At 57.3% G+C, this 25,948-nt stretch carries 24 protein-coding genes; 11 read left to right on the top strand and 13 right to left on the bottom strand.

The window, feature by feature from the left end; genetic code table 11:
* The first annotated feature begins 346 nt into the window (after positions 1-346).
* Positions 347-2,998 (top strand): Rne/Rng family ribonuclease, encoded by a 2,652-nt coding sequence (locus L1P08_RS02605; RefSeq protein WP_303618457.1) that lies wholly within the window; start codon positions 347-349, stop codon positions 2,996-2,998.
* Between the two features lie 19 nt (positions 2,999-3,017).
* On the opposite strand, the gene L1P08_RS02600 is transcribed toward L1P08_RS02605, so the two are convergent.
* Entirely contained in the window at positions 3,018-4,175 is a 1,158-nt protein-coding gene (locus tag L1P08_RS02600) for a pyridoxal phosphate-dependent aminotransferase (protein ID WP_303618456.1), read from the bottom strand.
* A gap of 210 nt (positions 4,176-4,385) precedes the next feature.
* On the opposite strand from L1P08_RS02600, the gene L1P08_RS02595 reads away from it, so the two are divergent.
* The 5 genes from L1P08_RS02595 (at position 4,386) to aat (ending at position 8,292) form a co-directional block, all read left to right on the top strand.
* Positions 4,386-5,228 carry a DsbA family protein gene (locus L1P08_RS02595; RefSeq protein WP_303618455.1) on the top strand — a complete coding sequence of 281 codons (843 nt, stop codon included), beginning with the start codon at positions 4,386-4,388 and terminating at the stop codon, positions 5,226-5,228.
* Between the two features lie 107 nt (positions 5,229-5,335).
* The gene (gene aroQ / locus L1P08_RS02590; RefSeq protein WP_303618454.1) at positions 5,336-5,782 is read left to right on the top strand and encodes a type II 3-dehydroquinate dehydratase; all 447 of its coding nucleotides are present in this window, start codon (positions 5,336-5,338) and stop codon (positions 5,780-5,782) included.
* A 26-nt stretch (positions 5,783-5,808) separates the two neighbouring features.
* On the top strand, positions 5,809-6,285 hold the full coding sequence (accB, locus tag L1P08_RS02585) for an acetyl-CoA carboxylase biotin carboxyl carrier protein (RefSeq protein ID WP_303618453.1): 477 nt from the start codon (positions 5,809-5,811) through the stop codon (positions 6,283-6,285).
* 12 nt (positions 6,286-6,297) lie between these two features.
* Positions 6,298-7,644 (top strand): acetyl-CoA carboxylase biotin carboxylase subunit, encoded by a 1,347-nt coding sequence (gene accC, locus L1P08_RS02580; RefSeq protein ID WP_303618452.1) that lies wholly within the window; start codon positions 6,298-6,300, stop codon positions 7,642-7,644.
* A gap of 12 nt (positions 7,645-7,656) precedes the next feature.
* Positions 7,657-8,292, top strand: coding sequence for a leucyl/phenylalanyl-tRNA--protein transferase (aat, locus tag L1P08_RS02575; RefSeq protein WP_303618451.1), 636 nt, complete (start codon positions 7,657-7,659; stop codon positions 8,290-8,292).
* 5 nt (positions 8,293-8,297) lie between these two features.
* On the opposite strand, the gene L1P08_RS02570 is transcribed toward aat, so the two are convergent.
* The 7 genes from L1P08_RS02570 to L1P08_RS02540 form a co-directional block, all read right to left on the bottom strand.
* On the bottom strand, positions 8,298-8,834 hold the full coding sequence (locus L1P08_RS02570) for an alpha/beta hydrolase (protein ID WP_303618450.1): 537 nt from the start codon (positions 8,832-8,834) through the stop codon (positions 8,298-8,300).
* A gap of 2 nt (positions 8,835-8,836) precedes the next feature.
* Positions 8,837-9,340 (bottom strand): GyrI-like domain-containing protein, encoded by a 504-nt coding sequence (locus L1P08_RS02565; protein WP_303618449.1) that lies wholly within the window; start codon positions 9,338-9,340, stop codon positions 8,837-8,839.
* Between the two features lie 23 nt (positions 9,341-9,363).
* Entirely contained in the window at positions 9,364-9,804 is a 441-nt protein-coding gene (locus tag L1P08_RS02560) for a YybH family protein (RefSeq protein WP_303618448.1), read from the bottom strand.
* A gap of 47 nt (positions 9,805-9,851) precedes the next feature.
* Complete coding sequence (locus tag L1P08_RS02555) at positions 9,852-10,982, bottom strand: SRPBCC family protein (protein ID WP_303618447.1); 1,131 nt, start codon at positions 10,980-10,982, stop codon at positions 9,852-9,854.
* Positions 10,966-11,319, bottom strand: coding sequence for an ArsR/SmtB family transcription factor (locus L1P08_RS02550; protein WP_303618446.1), 354 nt, complete (start codon positions 11,317-11,319; stop codon positions 10,966-10,968). Before L1P08_RS02550 ends, L1P08_RS02555 begins: the two co-directional genes overlap by 17 nt.
* A 90-nt stretch (positions 11,320-11,409) precedes the next feature.
* A complete protein-coding gene (locus tag L1P08_RS02545) occupies positions 11,410-11,811 on the bottom strand; it encodes a DUF2155 domain-containing protein (protein ID WP_303618445.1) in 402 nt (133 codons plus the stop codon).
* A 43-nt stretch (positions 11,812-11,854) separates the two neighbouring features.
* Positions 11,855-12,238, bottom strand: a complete 384-nt coding sequence (locus L1P08_RS02540; protein ID WP_303618444.1) for an NADH:ubiquinone oxidoreductase subunit NDUFA12 — start codon at positions 12,236-12,238, stop codon at positions 11,855-11,857.
* A gap of 1,032 nt (positions 12,239-13,270) precedes the next feature.
* On the opposite strand from L1P08_RS02540, the gene L1P08_RS02535 reads away from it, so the two are divergent.
* Positions 13,271-16,975: a vitamin B12-dependent ribonucleotide reductase gene (locus L1P08_RS02535; RefSeq protein ID WP_303618443.1), complete on the top strand. Its 3,705-nt coding sequence runs from the start codon at positions 13,271-13,273 to the stop codon at positions 16,973-16,975.
* A 188-nt stretch (positions 16,976-17,163) separates the two neighbouring features.
* Here the strand turns inward: L1P08_RS02535 and L1P08_RS02530 are convergent, their stop codons facing one another.
* From L1P08_RS02530 to L1P08_RS02515, 4 genes are all read right to left on the bottom strand, one after another.
* Positions 17,164-17,853, bottom strand: coding sequence for a carbonic anhydrase (locus L1P08_RS02530; RefSeq protein ID WP_303618442.1), 690 nt, complete (start codon positions 17,851-17,853; stop codon positions 17,164-17,166).
* Between the two features lie 99 nt (positions 17,854-17,952).
* Positions 17,953-19,305: a serine hydrolase domain-containing protein gene (locus tag L1P08_RS02525; RefSeq protein ID WP_303618441.1), complete on the bottom strand. Its 1,353-nt coding sequence runs from the start codon at positions 19,303-19,305 to the stop codon at positions 17,953-17,955.
* 25 nt (positions 19,306-19,330) lie between these two features.
* A complete protein-coding gene (locus L1P08_RS02520) occupies positions 19,331-20,344 on the bottom strand; it encodes a helix-turn-helix domain-containing protein (RefSeq protein WP_303618440.1) in 1,014 nt (337 codons plus the stop codon).
* A gap of 182 nt (positions 20,345-20,526) precedes the next feature.
* Positions 20,527-20,829: a hypothetical protein gene (locus L1P08_RS02515; protein ID WP_303618439.1), complete on the bottom strand. Its 303-nt coding sequence runs from the start codon at positions 20,827-20,829 to the stop codon at positions 20,527-20,529.
* A gap of 327 nt (positions 20,830-21,156) precedes the next feature.
* Here L1P08_RS02515 and L1P08_RS02510 point away from each other — a divergent pair, with 327 nt between their 5' ends.
* From L1P08_RS02510 to L1P08_RS02500, 3 genes are read left to right on the top strand one after another with little or no spacing between them, the layout of a single operon-like run.
* Entirely contained in the window at positions 21,157-21,462 is a 306-nt protein-coding gene (locus L1P08_RS02510; protein ID WP_303618438.1) for a hypothetical protein, read from the top strand.
* A 54-nt stretch (positions 21,463-21,516) separates the two neighbouring features.
* Positions 21,517-22,725, top strand: a complete 1,209-nt coding sequence (locus L1P08_RS02505; RefSeq protein WP_303618437.1) for a radical SAM protein — start codon at positions 21,517-21,519, stop codon at positions 22,723-22,725.
* A complete protein-coding gene (locus L1P08_RS02500; protein ID WP_303618436.1) occupies positions 22,718-23,905 on the top strand; it encodes a cupin domain-containing protein in 1,188 nt (395 codons plus the stop codon). The genes L1P08_RS02505 and L1P08_RS02500 overlap by 8 nt, the downstream gene beginning before the upstream one ends.
* Before the next feature lie 146 nt (positions 23,906-24,051).
* Here the strand turns inward: L1P08_RS02500 and L1P08_RS02495 are convergent, their stop codons facing one another.
* Positions 24,052-24,543, bottom strand: a complete 492-nt coding sequence (locus tag L1P08_RS02495; protein ID WP_303618435.1) for a MarR family winged helix-turn-helix transcriptional regulator — start codon at positions 24,541-24,543, stop codon at positions 24,052-24,054.
* Between the two features lie 387 nt (positions 24,544-24,930).
* Here L1P08_RS02495 and dctP point away from each other — a divergent pair, with 387 nt between their 5' ends.
* Positions 24,931-25,938: a TRAP transporter substrate-binding protein DctP gene (dctP, locus tag L1P08_RS02490; protein WP_303618434.1), complete on the top strand. Its 1,008-nt coding sequence runs from the start codon at positions 24,931-24,933 to the stop codon at positions 25,936-25,938.
* Positions 25,939-25,948: the final 10 nt, after the last annotated feature.

Raw genomic sequence — 25,948 nt, 5'->3', positions numbered from 1 at the left:
CATATAGGTCCAAGGGAAGTCCACAAAGCCTTAGTGCTGGACTATCTCTTTGAAAAGGCGGCAAAAAACAGCGCCTGTAGTAGAATTTCGGTTCGAAAACGGACCGGAGGGTAATGGCAAATATTGCATAACACATTGCCCGAAAAAGGATGGAGCCGGATGAGCGTGAAGGAAAAAATGCGCGAAACAGCAAAGCCTGTTCGCCCACGCCACGTCCCCCTCTGTTCCCTCACCGGCGCGGAACGCGCCCTATCATCAGAACGATTCGTCTCGCATGGCGCCTTGACCAGGGTCTGTTTATTCAGAACCCGTATGGCCGGCGCGCGACGACGTGGAGTAAATTTTTATGGCAACGAAAAGAATGCTGGTGGATGCCACCCACCCGGAAGAAACGCGTATTGTCGTCACGAGCGGCAACCGTCTCGAGGAATTTGACTTTGAATCTGCCGCACGGCGTCAGCTGCGGGGCAATATCTATCTGGCAAAAGTCACGCGGGTAGAACCTTCATTGCAGGCCGCTTTCGTCGAATATGGCGGCAACCGGCATGGCTTCCTCGCTTTCTCGGAAATTCATCCCGACTATTACCAGATCCCTGTCGCCGACCGTGAAGCCCTGCTCGCAGATGAAGAGCATGACGAACACGCCGACGAGATGGCCGATTTGCCCGAAGCCGCCGACGCAGGTGACGAAGACCACAGCGACGACGACAACAATGGCGACGATGACCATCCCGCAAGCGACCAGACGGTTGAACATGTCGGTGGTGCCGACGCGCTTGAGGAAATGCCCGAGCGCAAGAAAAACCTCGCCCGCCGTTACAAAATCCAGGAAGTCATCAAGCGCCGTCAGGTCATGCTGATCCAGGTAGTGAAGGAAGAGCGCGGCAACAAGGGCGCGGCTCTGACGACCTATCTGTCGCTCGCCGGCCGCTATTCTGTGCTGATGCCCAATACCGCCCGTGGCGGCGGCATCTCCCGCAAGATCACCAATGCCTCGGATCGCAAGCGCCTGAAGGAAATCGCCGGAGATCTCGAAGTGCCGCAGGGCATGGGGATTATCCTGCGCACAGCCGGTGCCTCTCGTACCAAGGCCGAGGTCAAGCGTGACTTCGAATATCTGCTGCGTCTTTGGGAGAATGTGCGCAACCTGACGCTGAAATCATCGGCGCCCAGCCTCGTTTACGAGGAAGGCAGCCTGATCAAGCGGACAATTCGCGATCTCTACAACAAGGATATCAACGAAGTCTGGGTCGCGGGCGACGAGGCCTATCGCGAAGCCAAGGACTTCATGCGCATGATCATGCCGAGCCATGCCAAGAATGTGCAGGGCTACAAGGAAGATCAGCCGATTTTCTCGAAATATAACGTGGAATCGCAGCTCGATTCCATGTTCTCGCCGCAGGTCACCCTGCCCTCCGGCGGCTATATCGTCATCAATCCCACAGAAGCGCTCGTTTCCATCGACGTGAACTCGGGCCGGGCGACAAAAGAACACAATATCGAGGACACAGCGCTCCAGACCAATCTGGAAGCCGCCGATGAAGTGGCCCGTCAGCTGCGTCTGCGCGATCTGGCCGGCCTGATCGTCATCGATTTCATCGACATGATGGAAAAGCGCTCCACCCGTCTGGTTGAACGCCGCCTGAAAGATGCCTTGCGCGATGATCGCGCCCGCATCCAGGTTGGCCGCATCAGCCATTTCGGTCTGATGGAGATGAGCCGCCAGCGCATGCGCTTCGGGGTTCTGGAAAGCTCCACCCATGTCTGCCCGACCTGTCAGGGTGCCGGCATCGTCCGTTCGGTCGAAAGCCTGTCGCTCATGGTCATGCGCGCCATCGAAGATCATGTCCTGCGCAAGCCGGGCAATTCAATCAACGTCAAGGTGCCCATGGATGTGGCACTTTATATTCTCAACGCCAAGCGCGATGCACTGAGCGAGATTGAAGCGAAATACAATCTGTCGATCACCGTGACCGCAGATCCAAAGCTGGCCGGCAGCCACTTCAACATTGAGCGCGGCGAAGCCCGTGCCCATGCCCATACAGGCAGCCGTGCGCCGATCAGCGTTGATGCCGCCGAAATGGCAGCTCTCGACGCCGCCGCTGAAGCAGCTGCACCGTCAGAAGAAGACGATGAGGCCGCCGCCGCTGAAACCAGCGACGCCGAAAACGGCGAGCAGCCGGCCCGCCGCCGTCGCCGTCGGGGTGGTCGCAACCGCAATCGCCGTGACAACGAAGACGGTAACACCCGTTCCGCCCAAAATGGCGAAGACGGCAATGGCGATACTGCTGCTGAAGAAAGCAATGGCGGCGAGGCACAGGTCGGCGAAGCCAGTGAGCAGGATGGCGAGGAAGAACCACGCAAGCGCCGCCGCCGTGGCCGCCGTGGTGGTCGCCGCAACCGTCGGGGCACTGGCCCTGATGGCGAGAACCAGGAAAATGGCGATGATGGAAGCTCCGATAGCGCCGCCATGGCAAGCGTCGAAGGCGACAACTCGGCCCCTGCAACGGTTGTAACCACGACCGAGGAAACCGCGCCTGTGGCAGAAGCCGCAGCGGAACTGGATGCCACTCCTGCCCAACCGGCTGAAGAACCGGCACCGGCCGAAGCTGCAACCGACGCCGCACCCCCGGCAGAAACCGCACCAGCGGAAGCTGAAAAGCCGGCCAAAAAGCCGCGCCGAACCCGCCGGAAAAAAACCGACGACTCCGAAGCCGCCCCGGCCGAGGCAACGCCTGCTGAAGCAGCACCGGAAACCGCCGCCGCTGACGTGGCCGCGCCCGAAACCGTTGCGGAACCCGTCGCTGCAAAAGCAGAGCCTGAAGCTGCGCCTGCAGAAGATGCGGAGCCAAAAGCCAAGGCAAAGCCGCGGACACGCCGGCCCAAGAAGGAAATTCCTGACGAGGGTATTGTCGTCACCTCATCGGCCGCAGAACCCGAAAAGGCTGATGAAAAACCGCGCAAGGCCGGTTGGTGGCAAAAAGGCTTCTTCGGCTAAAACCGGAATTTTTTGAGAATCAGGATGGCCGGGCTAGAAACCCGGCCATTTTTTCGAGCGCCGCTTGCAGCGTCTCCTTCGACCCGGCGAAGGAAAACCGGACAAAACGGTGACCACTCACCCGGTCGAAATCCACCCCAGGCGTCGCTGCCACGCCAGCTTCCCGCAGCAGGCGTTGACAAAAATCCATCGTGTCATTGGTAAAGGCCGAAGCATCGGCATACGCGTAGAACGCCCCGTCACTCTCGCTGACTCCGCCAAACCCGAGCGCTGTAAGCCCGCGCGTCAACAGCATCCGGTTTTTCGCATAACGTGCCTTCTGCACTTCCGCATAATCCCGGGACTCAAGTGCCGCCCGTGCCGCCACCTGACTGAGGGTTGGCGCGGAAATGAACATGTTCTGCTGCAAAATCTCGGTCCGGCGCACCAGTACTTCAGGCAAAACCAGCCAACCCATCCGCCAGCCGGTCATGCAATGATATTTCGAGAAACTGTTCACGATGATGGAATCCGTACTGAATTCCGCAGCGCTGACCGACGGGCCGGTATAATCAAGCCCGTGATAGATCTCATCGGAAATCAACTGAATACCCAGCCTTGCGCAAGTGGCCACGATTTCCGCCAGCGCAGGACGGGAAACCACAGCACCTGTGGGATTGGCCGGACTGGCAAACAACAGCCCCGCAAAAGGCTTTGCAGCATGCGCCGCCGCGATGTCTTCGGCAGATAAACGCCAGCCATTTTCGGGGCGCAGCACGATTTCCACCGCTTCAAACCCCAGCGCCTCCAGAATATTGAGATAAGCGGGATAGCCGGGCCGGGTCACCGCGATACGCGCCCCTTTTTCAAATCCCGCCAGAAAGGCCAGCAGAAAGCCCGCTGATGATCCCGTCGTCACGATGATCCGCTCTGGATCAACGGCAACCCCGTGCAGGTCTGCGTAATAGGCGCTAAGGCCCTGCCGCAATTCGACCTGGCCCTTGGCATGCGTATAGCGTTGCGGCTCCGATAAAACGGCTTCCACCGCGGCAACCACTGCAGGCGCTGGCGGCATGCCCGGTTCACCAACCTCAAGGTGCGAAACCTCAACCCCTTCAGCCTCCAAACGCTTGGCCTCCGCCAGAATTTCCATGGCGTGAAAAGGTTTCAGGCCGCTCAGGGGATTATCGGTCGTCAATTTTCCAACTCATCTTGCACGCGTCACGGGGGGCACTCCCCGGGCGTGTACCCCCGATCGCAGGGCAAAGTCCATTTCCGCGCGGCCGTGACACTTTGCCCGACACAAGAAGAATTGATCACAAGCCCGACATTCTGGTCCACGCCAATGATATAATGTTAAGGCTTGCCTGCTAGCGCTTGTCGCACTGATTTTTCCTCGGAGTTCCCAATGTCGCGTCTCACTCTTCCACTTGTTGCCGTTATCGCCGCTTTGGCCGGTGGCCTGGCAACCAGCATATATACGCAGACTGAACCCGGCCTTGACGCCACCGAGGTGCGCGCCATCGTCAGCGACATGCTGACCGAAAACGACGCGCCGATGTCGGTTGCCGAGGTCGATGCCGCGACGTTGCACCCAATGATCGAATCCTACCTCATATCCAATCCACGTATCCTTGAACGGGTCTCGGCCGCGCTGCAAACTGAAATCCGCAAGGAAGACGCTGTCAAAGCGCGCACGGCAATCGCCTCGATGCAGGACCAGATCTACAACAACCCTGATGAGATCGTGCTCGGCAATCCTGACGGTGATGTCACGCTGGTCGAAATGTTCGACTACAATTGCTCTTATTGCCGTTCTGCAATGCCCGACATGGCAGAGCTGCTCGACAGCGATCCCAATCTGAAAATCATTCTCAAGGAATTCCCGATCCTGTCGCAGGAATCGGTTGAGGCCGCTCGGATTGCGCTGGCAGCGCACAAAGCGGGCATTGATTACTGGACCTTCCACTCCACTCTCTTCACCAGCCGTGGCAAAATTACCAAGGAAAGCGCACTTGATGCCGCCGAAGCCCAGGGGTTGAGCCGGGTCAGCCTCGAACTGGATGCACAGTCTGAAGAGATCAACGAGATTATCCAGCGATCCTATGAAATCGCCCAGGCCGTGGGCACGACAGGCACGCCCACCTATATTCTGGGCGACGAAGTTATCCCCGGGGCCATCGGGCTGGAAGCGCTCAAAGAGCGCATTGCCAACCTTCGCGCCTGCGGCAGTACGATTTGCGACGGATAAACAGCGCCAGAACGGCACAAAACCCGCCTGCGGGCTTTGCCTTTTCGGTGCATTTCGTATAGTGCAGCTTGCGTTGCCCACTGGCGGCAATGTTAGAAAGCGGAACCATGGCCAAACGTATCCTTGTTCTCAACGGCCCGAACCTCAACATGCTCGGCTTGCGCGAGCCTGAAACCTATGGTTCGGACACACTGGCGGATATCGAGGCCATGTGCTCATCCGAGGGGAAAAACCTTGGATTGTCCGTGGATTTCCGCCAATCCAACCTTGAGGGTGAACTCGTCACCTGGATTCAGCAGGCACGCGGCAATTTTGATGCCATCGTCATCAATCCCGCCGCCTATTCGCACACATCCGTGGCCATCCATGATGCCTTGCGCATTGCGGACATGCCTGTGGTTGAGGTGCATCTGACCAATATTCATGCGCGCGAGCGCTTCCGTCACCATTCCTATGTATCAGCGGTGGCAGCCGGGGTTATTTGCGGGCTTGGGCCCGTTGGCTATAAGCTGGCCCTTGTTGCACTGGCCGAGCGGCTGTCAAAAGCCGCGTAAATGTGTTGCCCAGGGAGGCAGAAAATATGACTAAGGCATCCCAGGTGGATCAAGATCTGATCCGCGCCATTGCCGAACTTTTGAACGAACAGGATCTCGCGGAAATCGAGATCGAGCGGGAAGAGTTCCGCGTTCGTGTCACCCGGTCCTTCGCATCGAAGGAAGTGATGCAAATGGCAGCACCCATGCAGGCTATGCCGGCACCGGGAGCCCCTGCGGCAGCACCCGCCGCCGCCCCTGCACCTGTTGCAGAAGATCTTGCGACCAATCCCGGTGCCCTGACCTCACCAATGGTTGGCACGGCCTATATGGCCCCCGAACCCGGCGCGAAAGCCTTTGTTGAAGTGGGCACCAAGGTCAGTGAAGGCCAGACCGTGCTCATCATCGAAGCGATGAAGACCATGAACCAGATTCCGGCCCATAAATCCGGCACCATTACCCGCATCCTCGTTGAAGACGCACAGCCCGTCGAATATGGCGAGCCGCTCGTCGTCATCGAATAAGGATTAGGGAATATGTTCTCCAAGGTCTTGATCGCGAACAGAGGCGAAATTGCACTGCGCATCCTGCGTGCCTGCAAGGAGCTTGGCATCCAGACGGTCGCCGTCCACTCTGTTGCCGACGCCAATGCCATGCATGTCCGCCTCGCCGACGAAAGCGTCTGCATCGGCCCCAATCCGGCCAAGGACAGCTACCTCAACATCCCCTCGATCATGGCAGCTTGCGAAATCACCGGCGCGGATGCAGTGCATCCCGGCTATGGTTTCCTCTCGGAAAATGCGCGGTTCGCCCAGATTCTGGAAGAACACAAGATCACGTTCATTGGCCCCTCGGCGCACCATATCGAGATCATGGGCGACAAGATCGCGGCCAAAAAGACAGCGCTTGAACTCGGCATTCCCTGCGTCCCCGGTTCAAAAGGCGGCGTCACCACTGCTGCAGATGCAGAAAAGGTTGCCGGTGAAATCGGCTATCCCGTTCTCATCAAGGCCGCTTCAGGCGGCGGTGGACGCGGCATGAAGGTTGCGCTCAACGAAGGCGAGATCAGCACAGCCTGGTCAACCGCCCGTTCAGAAGCCAAAGCAGCCTTTGGCGATGACACGGTTTATATCGAGAAATATCTCGGCAAACCCCGGCATATCGAAGTTCAGGTTCTGGGCGACGGACAGGGCAATGCCGTGCATCTGGGCACGCGCGACTGCTCCTTGCAGCGTCGCCATCAGAAAGTCTGGGAAGAAGCGGTCGCTCCGACTGTCCCCATGAAGGAACAGGACGAGATCGGCGAAATCTGCGCCGCCGCCATGCGCAAGCTGAAATATTCAGGCGCTGGCACCGTCGAATTCCTTTATGAAGACGGGAATTTCTATTTCATCGAAATGAATACCCGCCTGCAGGTCGAGCATCCGGTGACCGAGCGTGTCACCAATATGGATATCGTTTATGAGCAGATCCGTGTAGCCCAGGGCGAGAAACTCAGCGTCAAACAGTCCGATATCAGCTTTTATGGCCACGCCATTGAAGTGCGTATCAATGCCGAAGACCCGCAGACATTTGCCCCCTCGCCCGGCACTATCAGCTTTTATCATCCTGCCGGCGGCGTCGGTGTGCGCATCGATAGCGCTGTTTATCAGGGCTACAAGATCCCGCCCTATTACGACAGCCTCATTGGCAAGCTGATTGTGCATGGCCGCACCCGGCCCGAATGCCTGCAGCGTCTGAAGCGTGCCCTGGGTGAGTTCGTGGTTGATGGCGTCAAAACCACACTGCCATTGTTCCAGCGTCTGATCGACGAACCGGAAATCATTTCCGGTGACTATGACATTCACTGGCTCGAGAAATATCTCAAGGCCAACCAACCCTGAGCAACAGGGCCAATGAAACAGGAAGATCCATTCGCGCTTGAACTGACCGCCGATTTGATTGTGCGCGCCTACAAGGCGGGCATTTTCCCCATGGCCGAAGATGCAGACGCGCCGGACCTGTTCTGGGTTTCTCCTGACGAGCGGGGTATTATCCCGCTCGACACCTTCCATCTGTCAAAATCACTGCGCAAGACCATCCGCCAAAGCCCCTTTGAAATCCGGGTCGACAGCGATTTTGCCACCACCATTCACGGCTGCGCCAATTACGGCAGCGACCGCGACAGCACATGGATTAATGCAACGATCATCCGGCTCTATGGAGAGCTGTTTGAGCGCGGCATTTGCCACACAGTCGAGGTATGGGACGGCGAGACCATGGTCGGCGGCCTTTACGGACTGTCTATCGGGGGCGCTTTTTTTGGTGAGAGCATGTTCCACCGTGCCACCAATGCCTCAAAAATCGCGCTGGCCCATCTCGTCGAGCGTCTGAATGCCGGCGGATACACGCTCCTTGATACCCAGTTCGTCACCGATCATCTCAAATCCATGGGCGGGATCGAAGTCCCGCGCGAAACCTATGAGCGCATGCTTGCCGAAGCGCTGACGCACACCGGAGATTTCGGCGCTCTGGAAAAAAAGACGCACTGAACGCGTCAAAGGCTGCGGATCAGATCCAGCACCGGTGCCCGGTCGCCGCGGTCGAAGGAATGACCGAAACCGTCATATGCAAGATAAGTCGCCTGCGGCATCGCCTTTTCGTAAGCGGCCTGGTGAGAAAAATTCACGACCTCATCGTCATGGCTGTGGAGGTGGTATATCCCCTTCATGCCGCCCAGCGTTCCGGCGAAGCCATCGGGCAAGACGAAATCCTCATACGTCCAATCCGGCTCGCCCCAGAAAGGGGGCGCGATCAGGACCAGTCCTGCGGCACGCATACCCGGCTGCCGGGTCGCGATCATCTGCAGCAGGCAAGAGCCGCCGAAGGAATGGCCGATCAGAATGGCGTCGTCCGCGAGCGGGGCGGTCAGGTGCGCGATCATATCGACCCATTTCGTGCCGTCCTCGGGCATTTGTGGTCGCTGGAGCTTGTAGCCGCCCGACATGTGATCCTCGATATAGCCGAACAGACTATTCGGTGCCTCGCCGGTATCGCCCGCACCGTGAACATAAAGGATATCGCGCATCTGCATGTTCACGCCCGATCAGCTATTCTGATTGTCACCTCGGTTATCCATCTGGACGGATCCGGTTCCTCTCCGGGATCGGTTTCATAGATTTCGAGCCGGCAGACGAATCGGTCGCCCTTGTCGGTCTCCTCTGCATCCCAGATGACGCCGGTTTCCTTCGCCCAACCGATCAGAACCGCATTGACGTCCATGAGCTGATCGTAGGGGCCTGTGTGCGTGATGGTCGCGTAGCGCCCCGCAGGCAATATCCCGGCAACAACATCACCCTCCCCGGTCTGCGCCGTTGCCACCGGCACGCCGACTTCAAGCTCGAGCTCCCCTTCCATGTCTATCAAATTGTATTTGCAGAACGCCGCTCCAACGGGAGCGATGCCGTTCTCTTCCATCCATTTGAAAAGCAAAGGGAACGCTCGGTCGAACATGGCTGGAATCCCGTCCATGCTCACCATGCCGCGCATGCCGATATAGGGCTGCGCCCTGCGTTCGATAATCTTCGGTAAGGTCGGCATCCGTTATCTCCTCTCTTCCGGCCTCACGGCGCCAGGTCAAGTGCCGCCCGGCTGCTGCCATCCATGTAAAACGGCACCGAATTGTGCTCATGAGCGATCAGCCAGCCCGCGTCATGTTTCTCGATCAGCATGGTCGTCCGCATCCACCATGCAGCCATCTCGCCATCCTGCATCGGGGCGCTCGTGTGGGTCAGAGCGTGCAGAACGGCCGTGTTGCCGGAAAATTTGATCACGACATCGCGGGTGGTGCGCGTGACGGGTCCGCCCCAGGAACTGAGCCAGAGCGCGATGTGCGCCTCATCGGGCGTTTGCGCCAGCGGCGGATCGAGATCGTAGATCACCGCATCTTTCGCATAAAGCGCCATCACCGCTTCCGAATTCCGGTCGTGCAATCCCTTTTTCAGGGCGTCGAGAACCGCCATGATCTCGGCCGACCGTTCGGGTGCGCCGTCATCATGTGCCATGCTTTCCTCCCCGTGCCTTGAAATCTGCCGGTCGTTCGAAGCCCCGTTCATCGCTCTTTCCCGGCGGTTCTGCCATCTTCGGCGCTCTGGCTTTCGTCCTGTCTGTGTTTCGCAGCTCTTATATCGGCCTCCAGACCGGAAATACGCCTGCCGGCAGCACGTCCGAATTGCGCTTGGATAATGGGCTCAACAATCAGATCGACAAGGCGGTCGAAGGCGCTGTTCCAGCCTTCGGTATGTCCATCCCTGTTGCTGTCAATATCGAACGGCCCCTGGGTGAAAACCATTCTGGTTCCTGCCCCATGTTCGAAAAGTTCAACCGTACAAAGTGTTTCGGCTCCACCATCCCACTGGAAGGTAAAAACGATGCGTTCCGGCACCTGGATTTCGCGATAAACACCACCCTGCCAGAGTTCCGCATCGCCACCATTGGATTCTGGTATGCCACGCAGACAACCCCGCCATTTTCCACCCACCCGGAAATCCTGCTTGAACGAGACTGCTGGGGCGTGGCGGGGCCCCATCCAGCGAAGGGCGTGCGTCGGATCGCTCCACATACGGAACACCAGCTCACGCGGGGCCGCAAAGATGCGCTCGATACGAAGTTCCCTGCTAGCGGAACCACTCTTCCGCGTTTCCTGCCTGGCACGTTCCCGGGCGGCTTCAACATCTGCGGCAACACCTGTGAGTTCACGTGTCCACTTTGTGCCCGGCGGAGACAGCAGCATATGCTGCAAATATGCCGTGAACTGGATAAAGCTCGAACTCCAACCCCAATTGTGGCTCGCCTTTTCGGCTTCGCTGGGGAAAGGGCTTTGGCGAAAATGCATTACGGTATGCGCGTCGCGCACAACGAAATCGATTTCGACGGTGGAATGGATGCCGACCTCGTCAAAATGATAGGTAAAGCACAAACGACTTGGCGCGATGATCTCGTTAAAAACGCCGTACATTTGCGCGGTCGAACCGTCCGGGTTTTGAATTGTGACCGACCAGGCACCGCCTTCGCGGAAATCCATGGAAAAATCATCCAGGCCGTGTCCCTCAGGCCCCCACCACATGGCGCGGTGCTGCGGTTCACTCCAAAGCTTGAATACCAGCTCGCGCGGTGCATCAAATTCGCGCTCAATGACAAGAGCAGATATTGTCTCTGATACAGCGTCAGTTGTGAGGGCCATCTGCCTTCCCTTTCTGAATTTCCTTAAGGTAGTTGTCCATCCTGTCGAAACTGCTGTCCCAGAACCGTCGGTAGTGTTCGAGCCAGTTGACGATGTCGCGCAGTGATGCGGCTTCAATCCGGCATGGGCGCCATTGCGCGTCCCGGCCCCTGCTGATCAGCCCGGCGCCCTCCAGCACTTTCAAATGCCGGGAAATCGCCGGCAGGCTGATGTCGAAGGGTTCGGCCAGTTGATTGACGGTTGCCTCCCCCGCCGAAAGGCGTCCGAGAATGGCGCGCCGCGTGGGATCGGCGAGCGCTGCAAAGGTCAGACTGAGATTATCGCTTTGCTGTGTCATAATTAGCCATTTTGTTAAATAACAATTCTGTTAAATACAAAGGCAATGACCGTCTGTCAAGCACGCACATGATTCGAAAATTTTGGATCGTTATTCCGGCGGGGCGACGTCGCTGGTTTGTTTGCAATCGATCAGCCACACGTCATAGACCGCATGGTCAATCGCATTGAGCGCCGGGCTGTCTGCAAACATCCAGCCCTGGAAGATACGCGTCAGGGCACCATCGAGGCTCACCTGATCAACTTCAAGAAACACTGAGGTGCGCTGCGTCTCCGTGGGTGGCCGGGTATAACAGGCCTTGGGCGTCAGTTGCAGCGCCCCGAATTGCACGGTCTCATCAATATAGACATCGAAATTGGTAATCCGCCCGGTGATTTTGTCGAGGCCGGAAAAGGTCGCGACAGGATTGGCAATGGTCTCGGCGACCGCGGGAGCGGCACCAAGTCCGGACAGAACGAGCACAGTGGCGAGAAAACGCAAAGCAGGAATCATGTCGACAATCATGCCAGAAGAAAAGGGCGAATTAAGGCCAAACCTATTCGGGTGACCAGGCGTCGTAATCGCCGCTGACCCGCGGACGTTCGCCCTTGCTCAGCAGACTGCCTTCCGGGCGGTAAGCACCGGCGGTCCCTGTCAGGTTCTGCTTGTGACCTTTTTCCCAGACGCGCGCCTGATAATGCTCCTCGGAGGGAGGTGTATCTACCCGGTGATGCATCCAGCCATGCCAGCCCGCCGGAATGGCGCTCGCCTCGGCAGGTCCATTATAGAGCACCCAGCGCCGGTCGGTCTTTTTGTCCACGTAATAGCGGTTACCGGCATCGTCGCTGCCAAGATAATGCCCTTTGAGCCAGGTCTTGACCCGCATCCCCAATGTTTGGCCATGCCACCAGATAAAAAGCTCTGCGATCAGCTGTTTCATGCCACCTGTCCGAAGGTTGGAAAGACAAAGACGAATTGCACAAGCATGTATCACGCAGGCCCGATCAAGCCTAGAGCCGATGCTGAAAACTTGCCCCGGATTAGGCCGTCTATGACGATTTTAACACGCCATTTGCCACGAAGCGCCTTATGACCACGCCGCACGGGCCGATTCGCTGCCATATCAAACAGCAGCACGCCCAGAATCACCGTACATCTCCCCAAAACCTGCCAGCAGCGGCGACACGCTTGCAATCAGGCAAAACCGGGGCCCGCCTATCAAAGCCTGCGCCTCCCCGCCACTAAAGTCCGAAGCGGCACAATCTCCAAAACACCCAAATTATACAGCTTGACAGATCGGGCATATTTCATCGTGTTCATGCGAATGAGATTCGCAGGCTGAATTCGCATTTTGCGCCCGGTCACGCATCGCCCGGCAAATCGGGCAAGAAGTGAATTATCGCGTATGCTTAGCACCAGAATCAGTACTGACAGCCCAGCTTTGTTACGCTGAGAAGCGGCAGATTTTGCCCGGCAAAAATGTCCCCAGCCCCTTGTGGTTTATCCCCGCTGTTCACACATAATATACTAGATTTAGCGAGAATGGACGCGCCAGACACAAGGGGTGGTCTTTTTTTCCGATGTTAGCTGTTGACCCAAAATTTGAATCGGGACTAGTTTCTAGCCGTTGTGCGGGCGAACCTTCCGGTCCTGCGACGGCAACCGAAAAAGCATTTGTTTTTCCCGTTGGCACCCATTCGAGGGTGTCGACTGCTTGTTCGGCACGGCGCAGCTTTAGGAAGGGGACAGACTGCGTAAATGCCTCTTCGGGGCATGGTCGCATGACAACCAGTGTTCACGTTCAAACCGGCAAAAGTCTGGTGTCAGGCGATGTCCACTCGGCAAATACACATTTCCACGCCCCGCAAGGCGGTCTGGAAATTGGGGTGCGAAGAACAAAGGTCAGAAGCCTAAACCAAGGCTTGCGGTGCGAGAGCGCCGGTATACATATTTTTTTGGGGGTTACCTGGGAATGCGCATAGAGCGTCGTTTTACTAAAGCCGAACAGTCTGCCTATGCCGGGATTGAATTCCGCAAGGCCGTCAGTGAGATTCGCAATCCGGATGGTTCGGTTGTGTTCAAGCTCGATAATATCGATGTGCCCGCGACATGGTCGCAGGTTGCCGCCGATATCATTGCGCAGAAATATTTCCGCAAGGCGGGCGTTGCCAAGATCCTGAAAAAGGTCGAGGAAAACGACGTGCCGTCCTGGCTCTGGCGCTCTGTGCCAGACGAAAAGGCGCTCGCAAAACTCCCCGAAGATGAACGATACGGTTCGGAAATCGACAGCCGCCAGGTGTTCAACCGTCTGGCCGGCACCTGGACCTATTGGGGCTGGAAGGGCAAGTATTTCGATAGCGAAGAAGATGCCCGCACCTTCTATGACGAGCTATGCTACATGCTCGCCACCCAGCGCGTTGCCCCCAATTCCCCGCAATGGTTCAACACCGGCATGCATTGGGCCTATGGCATTGACGGCCCCGGCCAGGGCCATTTCTATGTCGACCCCTTCACCCACAAGCTGGTGCAGTCCAAATCGGCCTATGAGCACCCCCAGCCCCATGCCTGCTTCATCCAGTCCGTCAGCGACGATCTGGTCAGCGATGGCGGCATTATGGACCTGTGGGTACGTGAAGCCCGCCTGTTCAAATACGGCTCCGGCACCGGCTCCAACTTCTCCCAGCTGCGCGGCGAAGGCGAAAAGCTTTCCGGCGGCGGCAAGTCTTCCGGCCTGATGTCATTTTTGAAGATCGGTGATCGGGCAGCGGGCGCCATCAAGTCCGGCGGCACCACGCGTCGTGCGGCCAAAATGGTCGTCGTCGACATCGATCACCCCGATATCGAGGCCTATATCAACTGGAAGGTGAAGGAAGAGCAGAAAGTTGCCGCTCTCGTTACCGGTTCCAAAGTTGTCTCCAAGCACCTCAAGCTAATCATGAAGGCCTGTGTCAATTGCACCGGTTCGGGCAATGATTGCTTCGATGTGGCCAAAAACCCGGCGCTGAAGCGCGAAGTGCGCGCTGCCAAAAAGGCACTGGTGCCCGAGAACTATATTCAGCGCGTCATTCAGTTCGCCCAGCAGGGTTATGACGATCTCGATTTCCCCGTCTACGATACTGACTGGGATTCAGAAGCTTACCTGACCGTATCCGGCCAGAACTCCAACAATTCCGTCCGCGTCACCGACGGCTTTCTCGAAGCCGTGGAAAAAGACAGCGACTGGGACCTCACGGCCCGCATTTCCGGCGACGTGATGAAGACCATCAAGGCCCGCGATCTGTGGGAATCGGTTGGCTATGCCGCATGGGCCTGTGCCGATCCCGGCATCCAGTACCACACCACCATCAACGACTGGCACACCTGCCCCGAGGCTGGCGACATCATCGCGTCCAATCCGTGCTCGGAATACATGTTCCTGGACGACACGGCCTGTAACCTTGCCTCCATCAACCTGCTGCCCTATCGCAAGAAGGACGGCACCTTCCACACCGCCGCCTACGAACACACGGTCCGCCTGTGGACCATCGTGCTCGAAATCTCGGTGATGATGGCGCAGTTCCCCTCAAAGGCGATTGCCGAACGCTCGTTCAAATACCGTACGCTCGGCCTTGGCTACGCCAATATTGGCGGCCTGCTGATGACCTCGGGCATTCCCTATGACAGCGATGAAGGCCGCGCCATTGGCGGTGCCCTCTCTGCCGTCCTGACCGGCGTTGCCTATGCCACGTCAGCCGAAATGGCCAAGGAGCTGGGCGCGTTCGAAGACTACAAGCGCAATGCGCCACACATGCTGCGCGTCATCCGCAATCACCGTAATGCCGCCCATGGCAAGGCAGATGGCTATGAAAAGCTGTCGATTGCCCCGGTACCGCTTGATCACAAGTCCTGCACCGACAAGAACCTGATCAACCGCGCCATGGCAGCATGGGATCAGGCACTGGATCTCGGCAAGCAGCACGGCTATCGCAATGCCCAGGTCTCGGTGATCGCCCCGACCGGCACGATCGGTCTGGTCATGGATTGCGACACCACCGGTATCGAGCCTGACTTCGCCTTGGTGAAGTTCAAGAAGCTCGCTGGTGGCGGCTATTTCAAGATCATCAACCGCGCCGCGCCCCCGGCCCTGCGTACCCTTGGCTATTCCGAGAGCGATATTGCCGAAATCGAGGCCTACGCCGTCGGCCATGGCAATCTCAATCAGGCTCCCGGCGTCAACCCGGCAGCATTGAAAGCCAAAGGCTTCACCGACGAGAAGATCGCCGCGGTCAATGAAGCGCTCAAGAATGCCTTCGACATCAAGTTCGTGTTCAACAAGTTCACCCTTGGTGAAGACTTCTGCAAGGAAACCCTCGGGTTCACCGACGAGCAGCTCAATGATTTCACCTTTGAAATCCTGCCCGCTCTCGGCTTTTCCAAAAAGGATATCGAGGCCGCCAATATCCACGTGTGCGGTGCCATGACCCTTGAAGGTGCCCCGCACTTGAAGGACGAGCACCTGCCCGTCTTCGATTGCGCCAGCCCCTGCGGCAAGATCGGCAAGCGTTACCTGTCGGTTGAAAGCCATATCCGCATGATGGCCGCGGCCCAGCCGTTCATCTCCGGCGCCATTTCCAAGACCATCAACATGCCGAATGAGGCGACGGTCGAGGATTGCAAGCAAAGCTACATGCTCAGCTGGAAACTGGCGCTCAAGGCCAATGCGCTCTATCGCGATGGCTCCAAGCTGTCCCAGCCGCTCAATGCCTCCATCCTCGCCGATGATGACGAGGAAGAAGATGCCGTTGAAGAGTTGATCGCCATGCCGGCACAGGCCCGTGCAGCGGCTGTTGCCGAAAAGGTTGTCGAGCGCATCATCGAACGCGTCCGCGAACAGGAAAAGCTGCCCACCCGACGCAAGGGTTACACCCAGAAGGCCAAGATCGGTGGGCACACCATCTTCCTGCGTACCGGCGAATATGAAGACGGACGTCTGGGTGAAATCTTCCTTGATATGAACCGGGAAGGTTCAACCCTGCGCGCCCTGATCAACAATTTCGCCATCTCGGTGTCTTTGGGTCTGCAATATGGCGTGCCGCTTGAGGAATATGTCGAAACCTTCGTCTTCACCAAGTTCGAGCCGGCCGGCTTCGTTCAGGGCAATGACTCGGTCAAGAACGCCTCCTCAATCCTCGACTATGTGTTCCGTGAACTGGCGATCTCCTATCTCGACCGCACAGATCTGGCTCATGTCAGCCCCGAAAAGACATCGCCCACCGGCCTGTCTGAGGGAGACGGAGACCAGAAGTCGCGTGATGCAAGCCATGCCCCTGCCCCGGTCTCGGCAGATCGCTTCGTGTCCAAGGGTCTCACCCGTGGCCGCGTCAGCAATCAAAAGCTGATGATCGTCTCCGGCGAAGGCCAGAGCGGCAGCCCGGCGAAAGCCTTGCATGCGGCAACCGTCACCGCGCTGAAATCCGGCACCGCCTTCAAGAGCGAGCCGGAAGCCAAGCTGGAACTCTCCCCCGAAGTAGAAGCGGCAGCCCCCGCCCCCGCCAAGGCAGAAACCCAGCTGCGCGCAGAAGCACAGATGAAAGGCTATGTCGGCGAGGCCTGCTCCGAATGCCAGAACTTCACCCTGGTCCGGAACGGCACCTGCCTGAAATGCGACACCTGCGGCTCAACGACCGGCTGCAGCTGATGGCAGAACAATAGTCACTGAACCAAAAAGCCCCGGCTGTTCAATCAGCCGGGGCTTTTTGTTAAACATGAAATTCACTTCCGCCGAGTACAAGCATCAGCGCGAGTGAATGCGCACCAACCGCGCATAAGGCCGTCTCAGCAATCTCATAAGCCACGCTACTGCTGCATGGCTAGCGCAATGGCAGTCTACAAAAACGCCACTTTGCCCGTGGCAATCTCATAAACGCCTGCGGCCGCACCAAGTGTACCGGCAGCAGCAGCTTCAGACAGGATTGGGCCTTCTGACAGCGCGCGTGTAGCATTGAGTTTGGCATTCTGGGCAGTGGCAGCGGCCAGCAGATCGTCGGGTGCATCGCCCATCACATCATAAACCGCCGGGCGAATGGCATTGACAAGGCTGGGCAGATGACCCGGCGGCAATTCACTGTCAGCAATCGATTTGATCGTCGCATCAACGGCACCGCAAGCGGTGTGTCCCAGAACCAGTATATATTTTATACCGAGCACAGCCACACCGTATTCAAGTGTTGCCAACCCCTCTTCACTGATGAAATTGCCAGCGACGCGTACGACGAACAAATCGCCCGGCCCCTGATCGAAAATCAACTCCGGGACCACTCGGGAATCTGAACAGCTGACAATGGCAGCAAAAGGCGTTTGTCCCTCCGCTCGAATGGTACGCGCCAGCGAGTGATCCGCATTGATCGCGGCATTGGCAGCATAGCGTGCATTGCCATCGACCAGACGCTGCCGCGCCTCTTCAGGTGAAACTGGCGCAACCGCACTGCCCTCTTGGGCGAAAGACTGTGTGACCAGCGGGGCTGCCAGCGACAACGCCAGGCCCCCAGAGATCAAGCCACGACGACTAAGGTTCATAGGTTTGCAATCTTCACACATACATTTTCCTGACGTGAAATAAAATAACGCGGCTTCTGCTGACAATGCGATTCCAGTAAGTAACTTTGAATAACAGTGCTAATTTACATACTGCAGATAGAGGTATTCCATGACCTCGCCGGCGGCAGCATTGGCGCCTGGGCCGGGAAAATTCGTCGTGACGGTGACAGCAATATCAGTGTCCGTATCGACAACAATTCTGGCCAGGTTCATCGAATTAGATCCGTTATGGGTAAGCAGAGGCTTGCCAGCCCAGTCAAACACCACGCTGCCCCAACCCAATCCGTAGCCGCCTGTGCTCGGGGTGCCTGGCGGGGGATTTTCACGCACCGGCGTTTGAACATGCACTGCCTGAATAAATTCAAGCGTCGCAGGGGTGACCAGTTGCGGACCGCGTCTGGCTTTTCCGGCATTCCAGCCTGCCCATTTGGCATAATCGAGAATGGACATATGCGCATTTCCCGCCGGCCCCATCACGGGAGGAACATCAGCAGCTGGACCCCATAGCATGGGCGTGACTGCACCATCAGCCTCAATGCGATGCCCCACGGCAGCGTCGACAAGCCCATAGGTGGCCTGCGGACCAAGCCCCGCACTCTCCATGCCAAGTGGCTCAAAAATGCGCTCATACATCAGCGTTTCCCAAGGCGTACCGCTCACCTTTTCAATCATCATACCGGCAATCAGGTAGCCAAAATTCGAGTACTGAAATGGCGAGGGTGTCGGGATGGTCACTTCGTTGTGCTGCCAAGCCCTAAGCGCGTGAATGCGTTGCTGGACAAGGTTGTCGTCAAACACGGCATCGCTGAAATACAGGTCAAGCATTTCCGGTGTGTCGCTCGAGATCCCGCTCGAATGCGACAGCAATTGCTCCAGCGTGGCATCGGCGAGGCTCTGGCTCATCTCAGGGACTTCTTCTCCCAGCACGTCACCGACGCGCGAGTCCCAGGCCAGCTTGCCCTCATCGACCAGCATTCCTGCCAATGTCGCTGTCATCGACTTGGTGTTGGAGCCAATATGGAAGCGGTCACTCATGGCAACAGGCAGAACTTGGTCAGCGACGCGCGTCCCAGTAACCCCCGCCGCCACAACAACGCCGTCCTTGATAACGGCGGCAGCCAATGCCGGCAGGTCATGCTCTAACCGAACCCGCTCCAGATAGTTATCGATGCTGGCAGCCTGGGCATATGCCCCGCCCGCCAACATCACAACGGCCGCCCCTGCGATCAACACGCTGCGAACGGCGTCGATGCATTTGTTGCGGAATTCCGAAGGTGCTGGACTTTCAAGCATGGCAGGCGTGTCTCCCCAGATAACCGGCAGGGTCGATAATCCCTGCAGTCTCGATCCTCTTGCCGCAACGCGCTCAACGCGACGGCTTCCCGGGAACACTAAATTCGAGCGGACAGTGCTGCTATCCGGAAACCGCAAAAGTGATTTTAAGCTGCAGTGGCCCTCACATGCATCTTTTCAGCGTCGCAGCCGGGGATTCTTCGAAGATCTGCTTGTAGTCGCCCGCAAAGCGACCGAGATGCAGAAAACCAAATTGCATAGCAACCTGTGTCACCGTTGTGTTCTGCGGACTTCTGGCGAGCAATGTTGCACGAACCTGGTTGAGCCTGCAGCGACGAAGATAGGCTTGCGGCGACATTCCCACATAGTCGTGAAAGGCATAGAGTAGCGCACGCTCCGATACGGCTAGCGTCATGCAGATGTCGACAACGGTCGGCACGGCATGGTTGGCCAGCTGCTCTTCAACAAAATCGCGCGCTAACCGGCAAATTCGCACGGCGCGAGTCCGGGCCGCGAGGGGGGCGGAAATTTTGCCGTCGACCGAGTGGGCGGTCGCGGTACGCAACGCAGTCTGCAGCACGATGCCGCGCATGACTGCAGGGTCCAGCGTCTCGCCCCTCTTGGCCGCGGCCTCAGCTGTGCCGAGCCAGCAACCGATGGCTGACTTTAGTTCCGTCAGTTGCGTGGACTGGAATTGCAACACCCGTTGTGATGGTCGTTCCCAGGCTCTTGGATTCAACACCCGGGCAGCACCGACAAACTCTGACTGGGAAAAACTGACATAGGCGGTTTGCGTTCCGGCTGGCACATGAATGTCGAATTCGGTGCTTTCCGGGATGAAGAAAACGCTGTCTGCACTGTTAGATGCATGGTCTGAAAGCCGGAATGCGGGGTCATGCGTGCAATAGGATATCGTACAGAAATCTGTGGGGGTGGTACCCAGTTTCTGGATCGTCGCAAACTGATGTTCCCGCACTATTTGCACGCGTCCAAGGTCCAGACTATCCATCAGCGAAACTTGCTTGCCTCGGCTTAGTTGGTAGCACTCCATGGCCACCCAAGGCTGCATCGCGGCCTGTGCCGCAGCACTTTCAATAATTGATGAGCGCAAATTTTTGCCTGGAGCAGATAAAGCGCCTTCTTTGGCAGTCACGACCTCTTTCGGCGCATCCAGCATTGTTGTTCTTCTCTCTGGGCCACCGCCACCGCATTTTATCTGATAATCTTCCGGACAAGAATCGGGCTTAGTTCAAAATACTATCAAACCAACGATGCAGAACTTCGTGCAATTCGCCAACTGGTTACCGAATAAAAATCCAGACTGTTCAAATAATCCCGATTTCTTCTTAAACCTGAAAATCACTTCCGCCGCCGTCGCCGTTCCCACCAGCGTTGCCCGCGCACCAGCCACGAACCAAGCGGGCCGCGCAGGAAAGGCAAGTCCACGGCCAAGAGCAACAGGCCGAGCGGCAGCATCCAGATGCCGAGGACCGGCAGGAAGCTGAATACGCCCCCCAACACCAGCACCAGCCCCAGCGGAATGCGCACCAGCCGGGCATAAGGCCGTCGCAGCCACATCAGGAAGCGCGCCACACCCCGGGGCACCTGTCGCTCAAGCCGGTCAAACTGCCGGTCAAAACGCCTGTAGTCTTTATCACCCAAAACAAAAAACCCTGAAAATACTGACGCGCAGAATATGACGCTCCCCCTGGCGATTACCAGACGGGCCGTCCCGAAACCGGTTTATCGGTTACGCATGACAAATGTGGGACGCATCCGAAAATCCACAAGCCCCGCTTGTCACACAAATGGGCGAAGGCGAAAACAGCCCCCCAACAAGCAAGACACCGACACAACCGCTCCGTAAAACCATGTAAGTAATTGCATTTATTGATTTTTATATCAACTTGAAGTGATAATTTGACCTGTCAATTCTACGAATTTCGCGTCACCTCAATAATTACTGTCATATACACAAAGGATACAGCCATGGCTGAAAGCGGCAAGCGTTCAACGGCGCGTACTCCCGTTCCCACTGTGTCAGATGATCAGAGAAAACTGATCGGCAAAGCAATTATCGATGGCCTGCTGACACCTAATTCCTTCAGCTTTATCAACCCCCTCGCGACCGAGGGCGGCGATTATGACCAGAACGGCGGCGGCTATACCCAGTCCGGCGGCGGCAATCATAATCAGGGCGGTGATGGCCCCTATAATCAATCTTCGCTGACTGCCAATTTTGATCATCTCGATGTCACCAATGTCCTGGATGTGCTCACGCGTATGCGACGCTAGATCATTCGGGTTCGCCCATTCGAACGAACAGCATGTAATTGACGGGAGGACCCCATGGGCAAACCATGGGATCCGTCCGAGCCCAATTCTATTGAGTGCTTACAGGTCGTCTACAAAATTGCCGAACGCTGCAACATCAACTGCTCATACTGTTATTATTTCAATATGGGCGACGACACAGCGCTCGGCCGGCCAGCACGGGCATCGGTTGGATCAACAATAAACCTGGCCAAATGGATCGCTGCCGGCTGCGCCGATTTGCGTATTCCGCGCGTCAACATTTCGTTTCACGGCGGCGAACCGATGCTGGCCAAACCCGACCGCTTTGCAAAAATGTGCGAAGCCTTTCTGACCCATATCGGGCCCGTCGCTGAAGTCCGCTTCGCCATCCAGACCAATGGCACGATTTTCAATCACGACTGGCTGCGGGTTCTGGTCAAATATCGCGTTTCCATCGGCATCAGTATTGACGGCGACAGAGCCGACCATGATCGTTTTCGCCTTGACCACCGCGGCCGCTCAACCTTCACCGTGACCGAAAACACAATCAGGACACTGGTTGAAGCCAGCGCGGTTTTCCCCTCTTTGCGCCCCTCCACCATCAGCGTGCTCGACCGCCATGTCGATTACGCCGCCACATTCAGATATTTGCGCGCGCTGGGCATCATGCAGATGCATTTCCTGTTTCCCGATCGCAATGCCAACGATCACGCCCCGCAAGTCGACAAGGAAGCCGCCGAAATTGGCTCCGGACTGCTCGACTTGTTCACCGAGTGGATGATCGAGGACAATCCCGACATACATGTGCGGTTTATCGACCGGGCGTTGGGCTATTTCCGGCAAGGCGCCTCTCCCAAACCCGTGCCCCGCCGCCGAAAATCCAATCAGGTTCTGGTGGCCCGCAGTGACGAAACAGTCGCCATCGACGACAGCTATATTCCGGCCCTCGACTGGTATGCGGCAACACCGGAATTTGCCATTGCCGACACAAACCTGCGCGGCGTGCTCGCCGACCCAGTTTTCCCCGCAATCGAAACTGAAACCAGCAAACTGCCCGATGCCTGCACGTCCTGCCGCTGGCAGGACATATGTCACGGCGGCGACCTGGAAAACCGGTTCTCTGACCAGAACGGGTTCAACAACCCATCGGTTTATTGTGCCGCCTACAAAGAGCTTTACGCCGGGATTTGCAATGTTCTCATGAACAGCGGTTATCCCCAATCAGAAATCCAGCGTCGTTTCGGAGATGAACATCGTGTTTGATTTTGACTGGCTGATCCAGCCCTATTCAAAGCAGGACTTTTTCGAAAACATCTGGCAGAAAAACGCCATCCAGCTCGCCAGCAAAAGACCGCACCATTTCGAGCGCTTCTTCAGCGCCCACGATCTGGAACGCACCCTGGAATATGGCCAGCCAAAGCCCCCCTCTATCCGGCTGGCCTCCACCACCGCCAACGAAAAGGTCACACCGCCCTATAACAGCACCGGCAGGCTGGATATCGACAAACTGCGCAAATACTATCTGAGCGGCCAGACCGTAATCGTGAACAATGTCGAGGACTTCGACGCCAATGTCGCCATGCTGGTTCAGGCCTTGCAAAAAGAGATAAGCTGCCGGGCTCAGGTCAATGCCTATCTGACGCCGCCCTCGGCGCAGGGCTTTAACCCGCATTACGATACCCATGATGTAATCGTCATGCAGATTGAGGGTGAAAAACTCTGGCGTGTCCATGACAAGGATAGCGTATGCCCGCTCAATGAACTGACCAATGGCGACCCGCGCCTGCGCGAGGCCACCACTGAGCCAACACAAATCAAGCTGACCGCTGGCGACGTCCTTTATATGCCGCGCGGCTGGATCCACGAGGCAGAAACCACCGAGACGGCCTCCTTGCACCTGACCATCGGCATCCACCCGCCCCTCGGCAAGGATTTGCTTGCCGCCGCGCTCGAATGCGCCTGCCGGTTACATCCCCAATTCCGGGAGCCTTTGCCAGTCGGCTTCCTCGGATCACCAGAGGCAAAGCCGCTCTTGCAGCAGCAATTTGCCGAACTGCTACACCTGTTCACCCAAACAGCCTCTGTTGAGCAGGCAACCGGCGTGATTGAGGACGAACTCGTGCGCCGTGGCCGCAGCGGCGGCGATGGACACCTGTTTTCCGACATGAACAAGCTCCATGCCATTACAACAGACAGCAAGGTGGAACGCCGGCAGGATGTCCCCTGCCGCCTTGTCGACACTGACAAGGGTATCGGTCTTCAGTTTCTCGGTTCGGTCATCGAGGGGCCGCCGGCCTTCGAGCCGGCAATGCGCTTCGTCATGCAACAAACCGATGCTTTCAAGGTTGGCACCCTGCCCGATCTGGAACCGGACCATCAACGGGCCTTGATGGCCAGCCTGATCACCGACGGCCTCTGCCGCTTTACCGAAACGACATGGTGAGTTGAGGAACAACGAACAAGCAATCCGGTGTTGACCGGGCGCCTAATAACTGAGCCTGGACAATGTATTTAAACCGGCGTTTTTGCCAGATTATGGGGCATCACATTTCATAATCTAGAACCGGGAATAGCCCTCGGGATGACGGTTCAATCCTCGTCCGTACCCTGAAGATCAATATCCCGACTGGAAAGCCGCGCGGAAAGCTTGTTCAAACCATTGAACAGCTGCTGGCGCTCATCCGGGCTGAAATTTGCAAACCAGTCGTCATGCATGCTCTTGACCCGGTCCGCGAGCACGTCGACCAGTTCCCGGCCTTTGCTGGTCAGCGTCAGGGCATTGTAACGCCTGTCTGTTTTCTGCTGCTTGCGGGCGATCAGGCCGCGCTCCATCAAATCTCGGACGACCATCGCCACAGCGGATTTCTTCAACACCACAGTTGCTGCGAGGTCATTCTGGGAGATACCCGGATTTGCCCCGATGATCCGCAGGATACCAATCTCGCCGGGCGCAACATTGAACTCGGCGCGCAACGGGCTGATCTCCGTACGCAAATGGGCCCGCACAGTCCGCGTGAGAAAGACGATATCCTCACTCAGGCCAGCTAGTTGGACTCCGGTCGTGCCGATTTCATCGTTCATTTGGCCACCATCACCCTCCTGCCCCCTACGACCATTTGATTATCCGGTGCTCCGCAGGGTGTCAAACCACGCCCCAAAACGGTGCATTGACTAGTTTGAAAAATAGTTCATTAATATAACTATTAATCGACGGGAGGGAGAAGGGGCATGATCGAGGCAAGCGACGACATCCACGTTCTGGGCTCCGTCCGGGTGATGGCAGAACGCGTCACATCGCGTGGCACTTCCTGGCACGACAGACCAGGCAGATAAAGATTCTGACCCGTCCGGCCAATGCGTGGCGGTGCGCATCAGCCAGCGGTTGAGAGCGGGACATTGTCCCAAGGGACGGGAAGGAGGACCCGTCCATTAGTCAAACGCCGGCCCGGGCCGGCAAAGGAGGAGAAAATGAAACTTTGGATAGCAGCGTTGGCCCTGTCGGCCGGCATGACAATGACCGGGGCCACGATGGCTGTGGAATTACGCCTGTCAGTCGAAACGCCGCCGGGACATATTCGCAACCTGGCCAGCGAACGCTGGGCTGAGGCCATCGAGGCCAGCTCCAATGGCGAAATCACCGTGGAGGTATTTCCCAGCGGCCAGCTCTATGATTCAGCTGGTGCCGTGCGCGCACTGGCCTCGGGAGCACTCGACCTTTCCATTCAGGCCAGCCCTACCCTTAGCCAGTTCGAGCCAAACCTGTCGGTAATCACACTACCCATGTTCTTCGGCGCGACGCGCGAAGAGGTGCGCACCATTTTGGACGGTCCGCTGGGCGACGAGCTTTACGCCATGGTGGCAAAGAAAGGCATTGTTGTGCCGGATGGCGGCCAGTTCGAGTTTGCGCCCAACAATTCCGCCTATACCACGGATACTGCCGTCACCACTTATGACGAACTCGCCGGCGTCAAGCTGGCGACCCCTCCGAGCCCGGTGGTTGTCAGCATTCTCAAAGCCATGGGTGCCAATCCTGTGGCGACGCCACGCACTGAAATTGTTCTGCAGCTGACCCAGGGCCAGATCGACGGCCTGGGATCGGTAACCGACCTGACAATTTCCGGTGGCAAGCTGTGGGAAGCCGGTATCGCCAATGCATTCGCAGACAATGCAGGCTGGGGCACCTACATTCCGCTGGTGTCGAAAGCGACCCTGGACAAGTTGAGCGAGGAACAGCGCCAGGTGATCCATGATGCCTGGGCGGAAACGGTGGGCTGGGCCCGCGAATATGCAGAAGAAGAACTGCAAACTGCGATTCAGACCAACAAGGACAATGGCATCACCTACCACACACCATCCGAGGAGGCTGTAAGTGCTGCCCGCAAACAACTGATCGGCGAGCAGGACAATATCGTGTCCAGCTCCGGCATGAGTGCCGATTTTGTCAGTCGTGTTCAAGAAGCCCTCGAACAGCTTTAACTTCACCATA

The organism is Mariluticola halotolerans (assembly GCF_021611515.1).
GTDB lineage: Bacteria > Pseudomonadota > Alphaproteobacteria > Rhizobiales > Devosiaceae > Mariluticola > Mariluticola halotolerans.
Note: the sequence above shows the minus strand (reverse complement) of the source record. Positions and strands in the feature narration are given on the sequence as shown.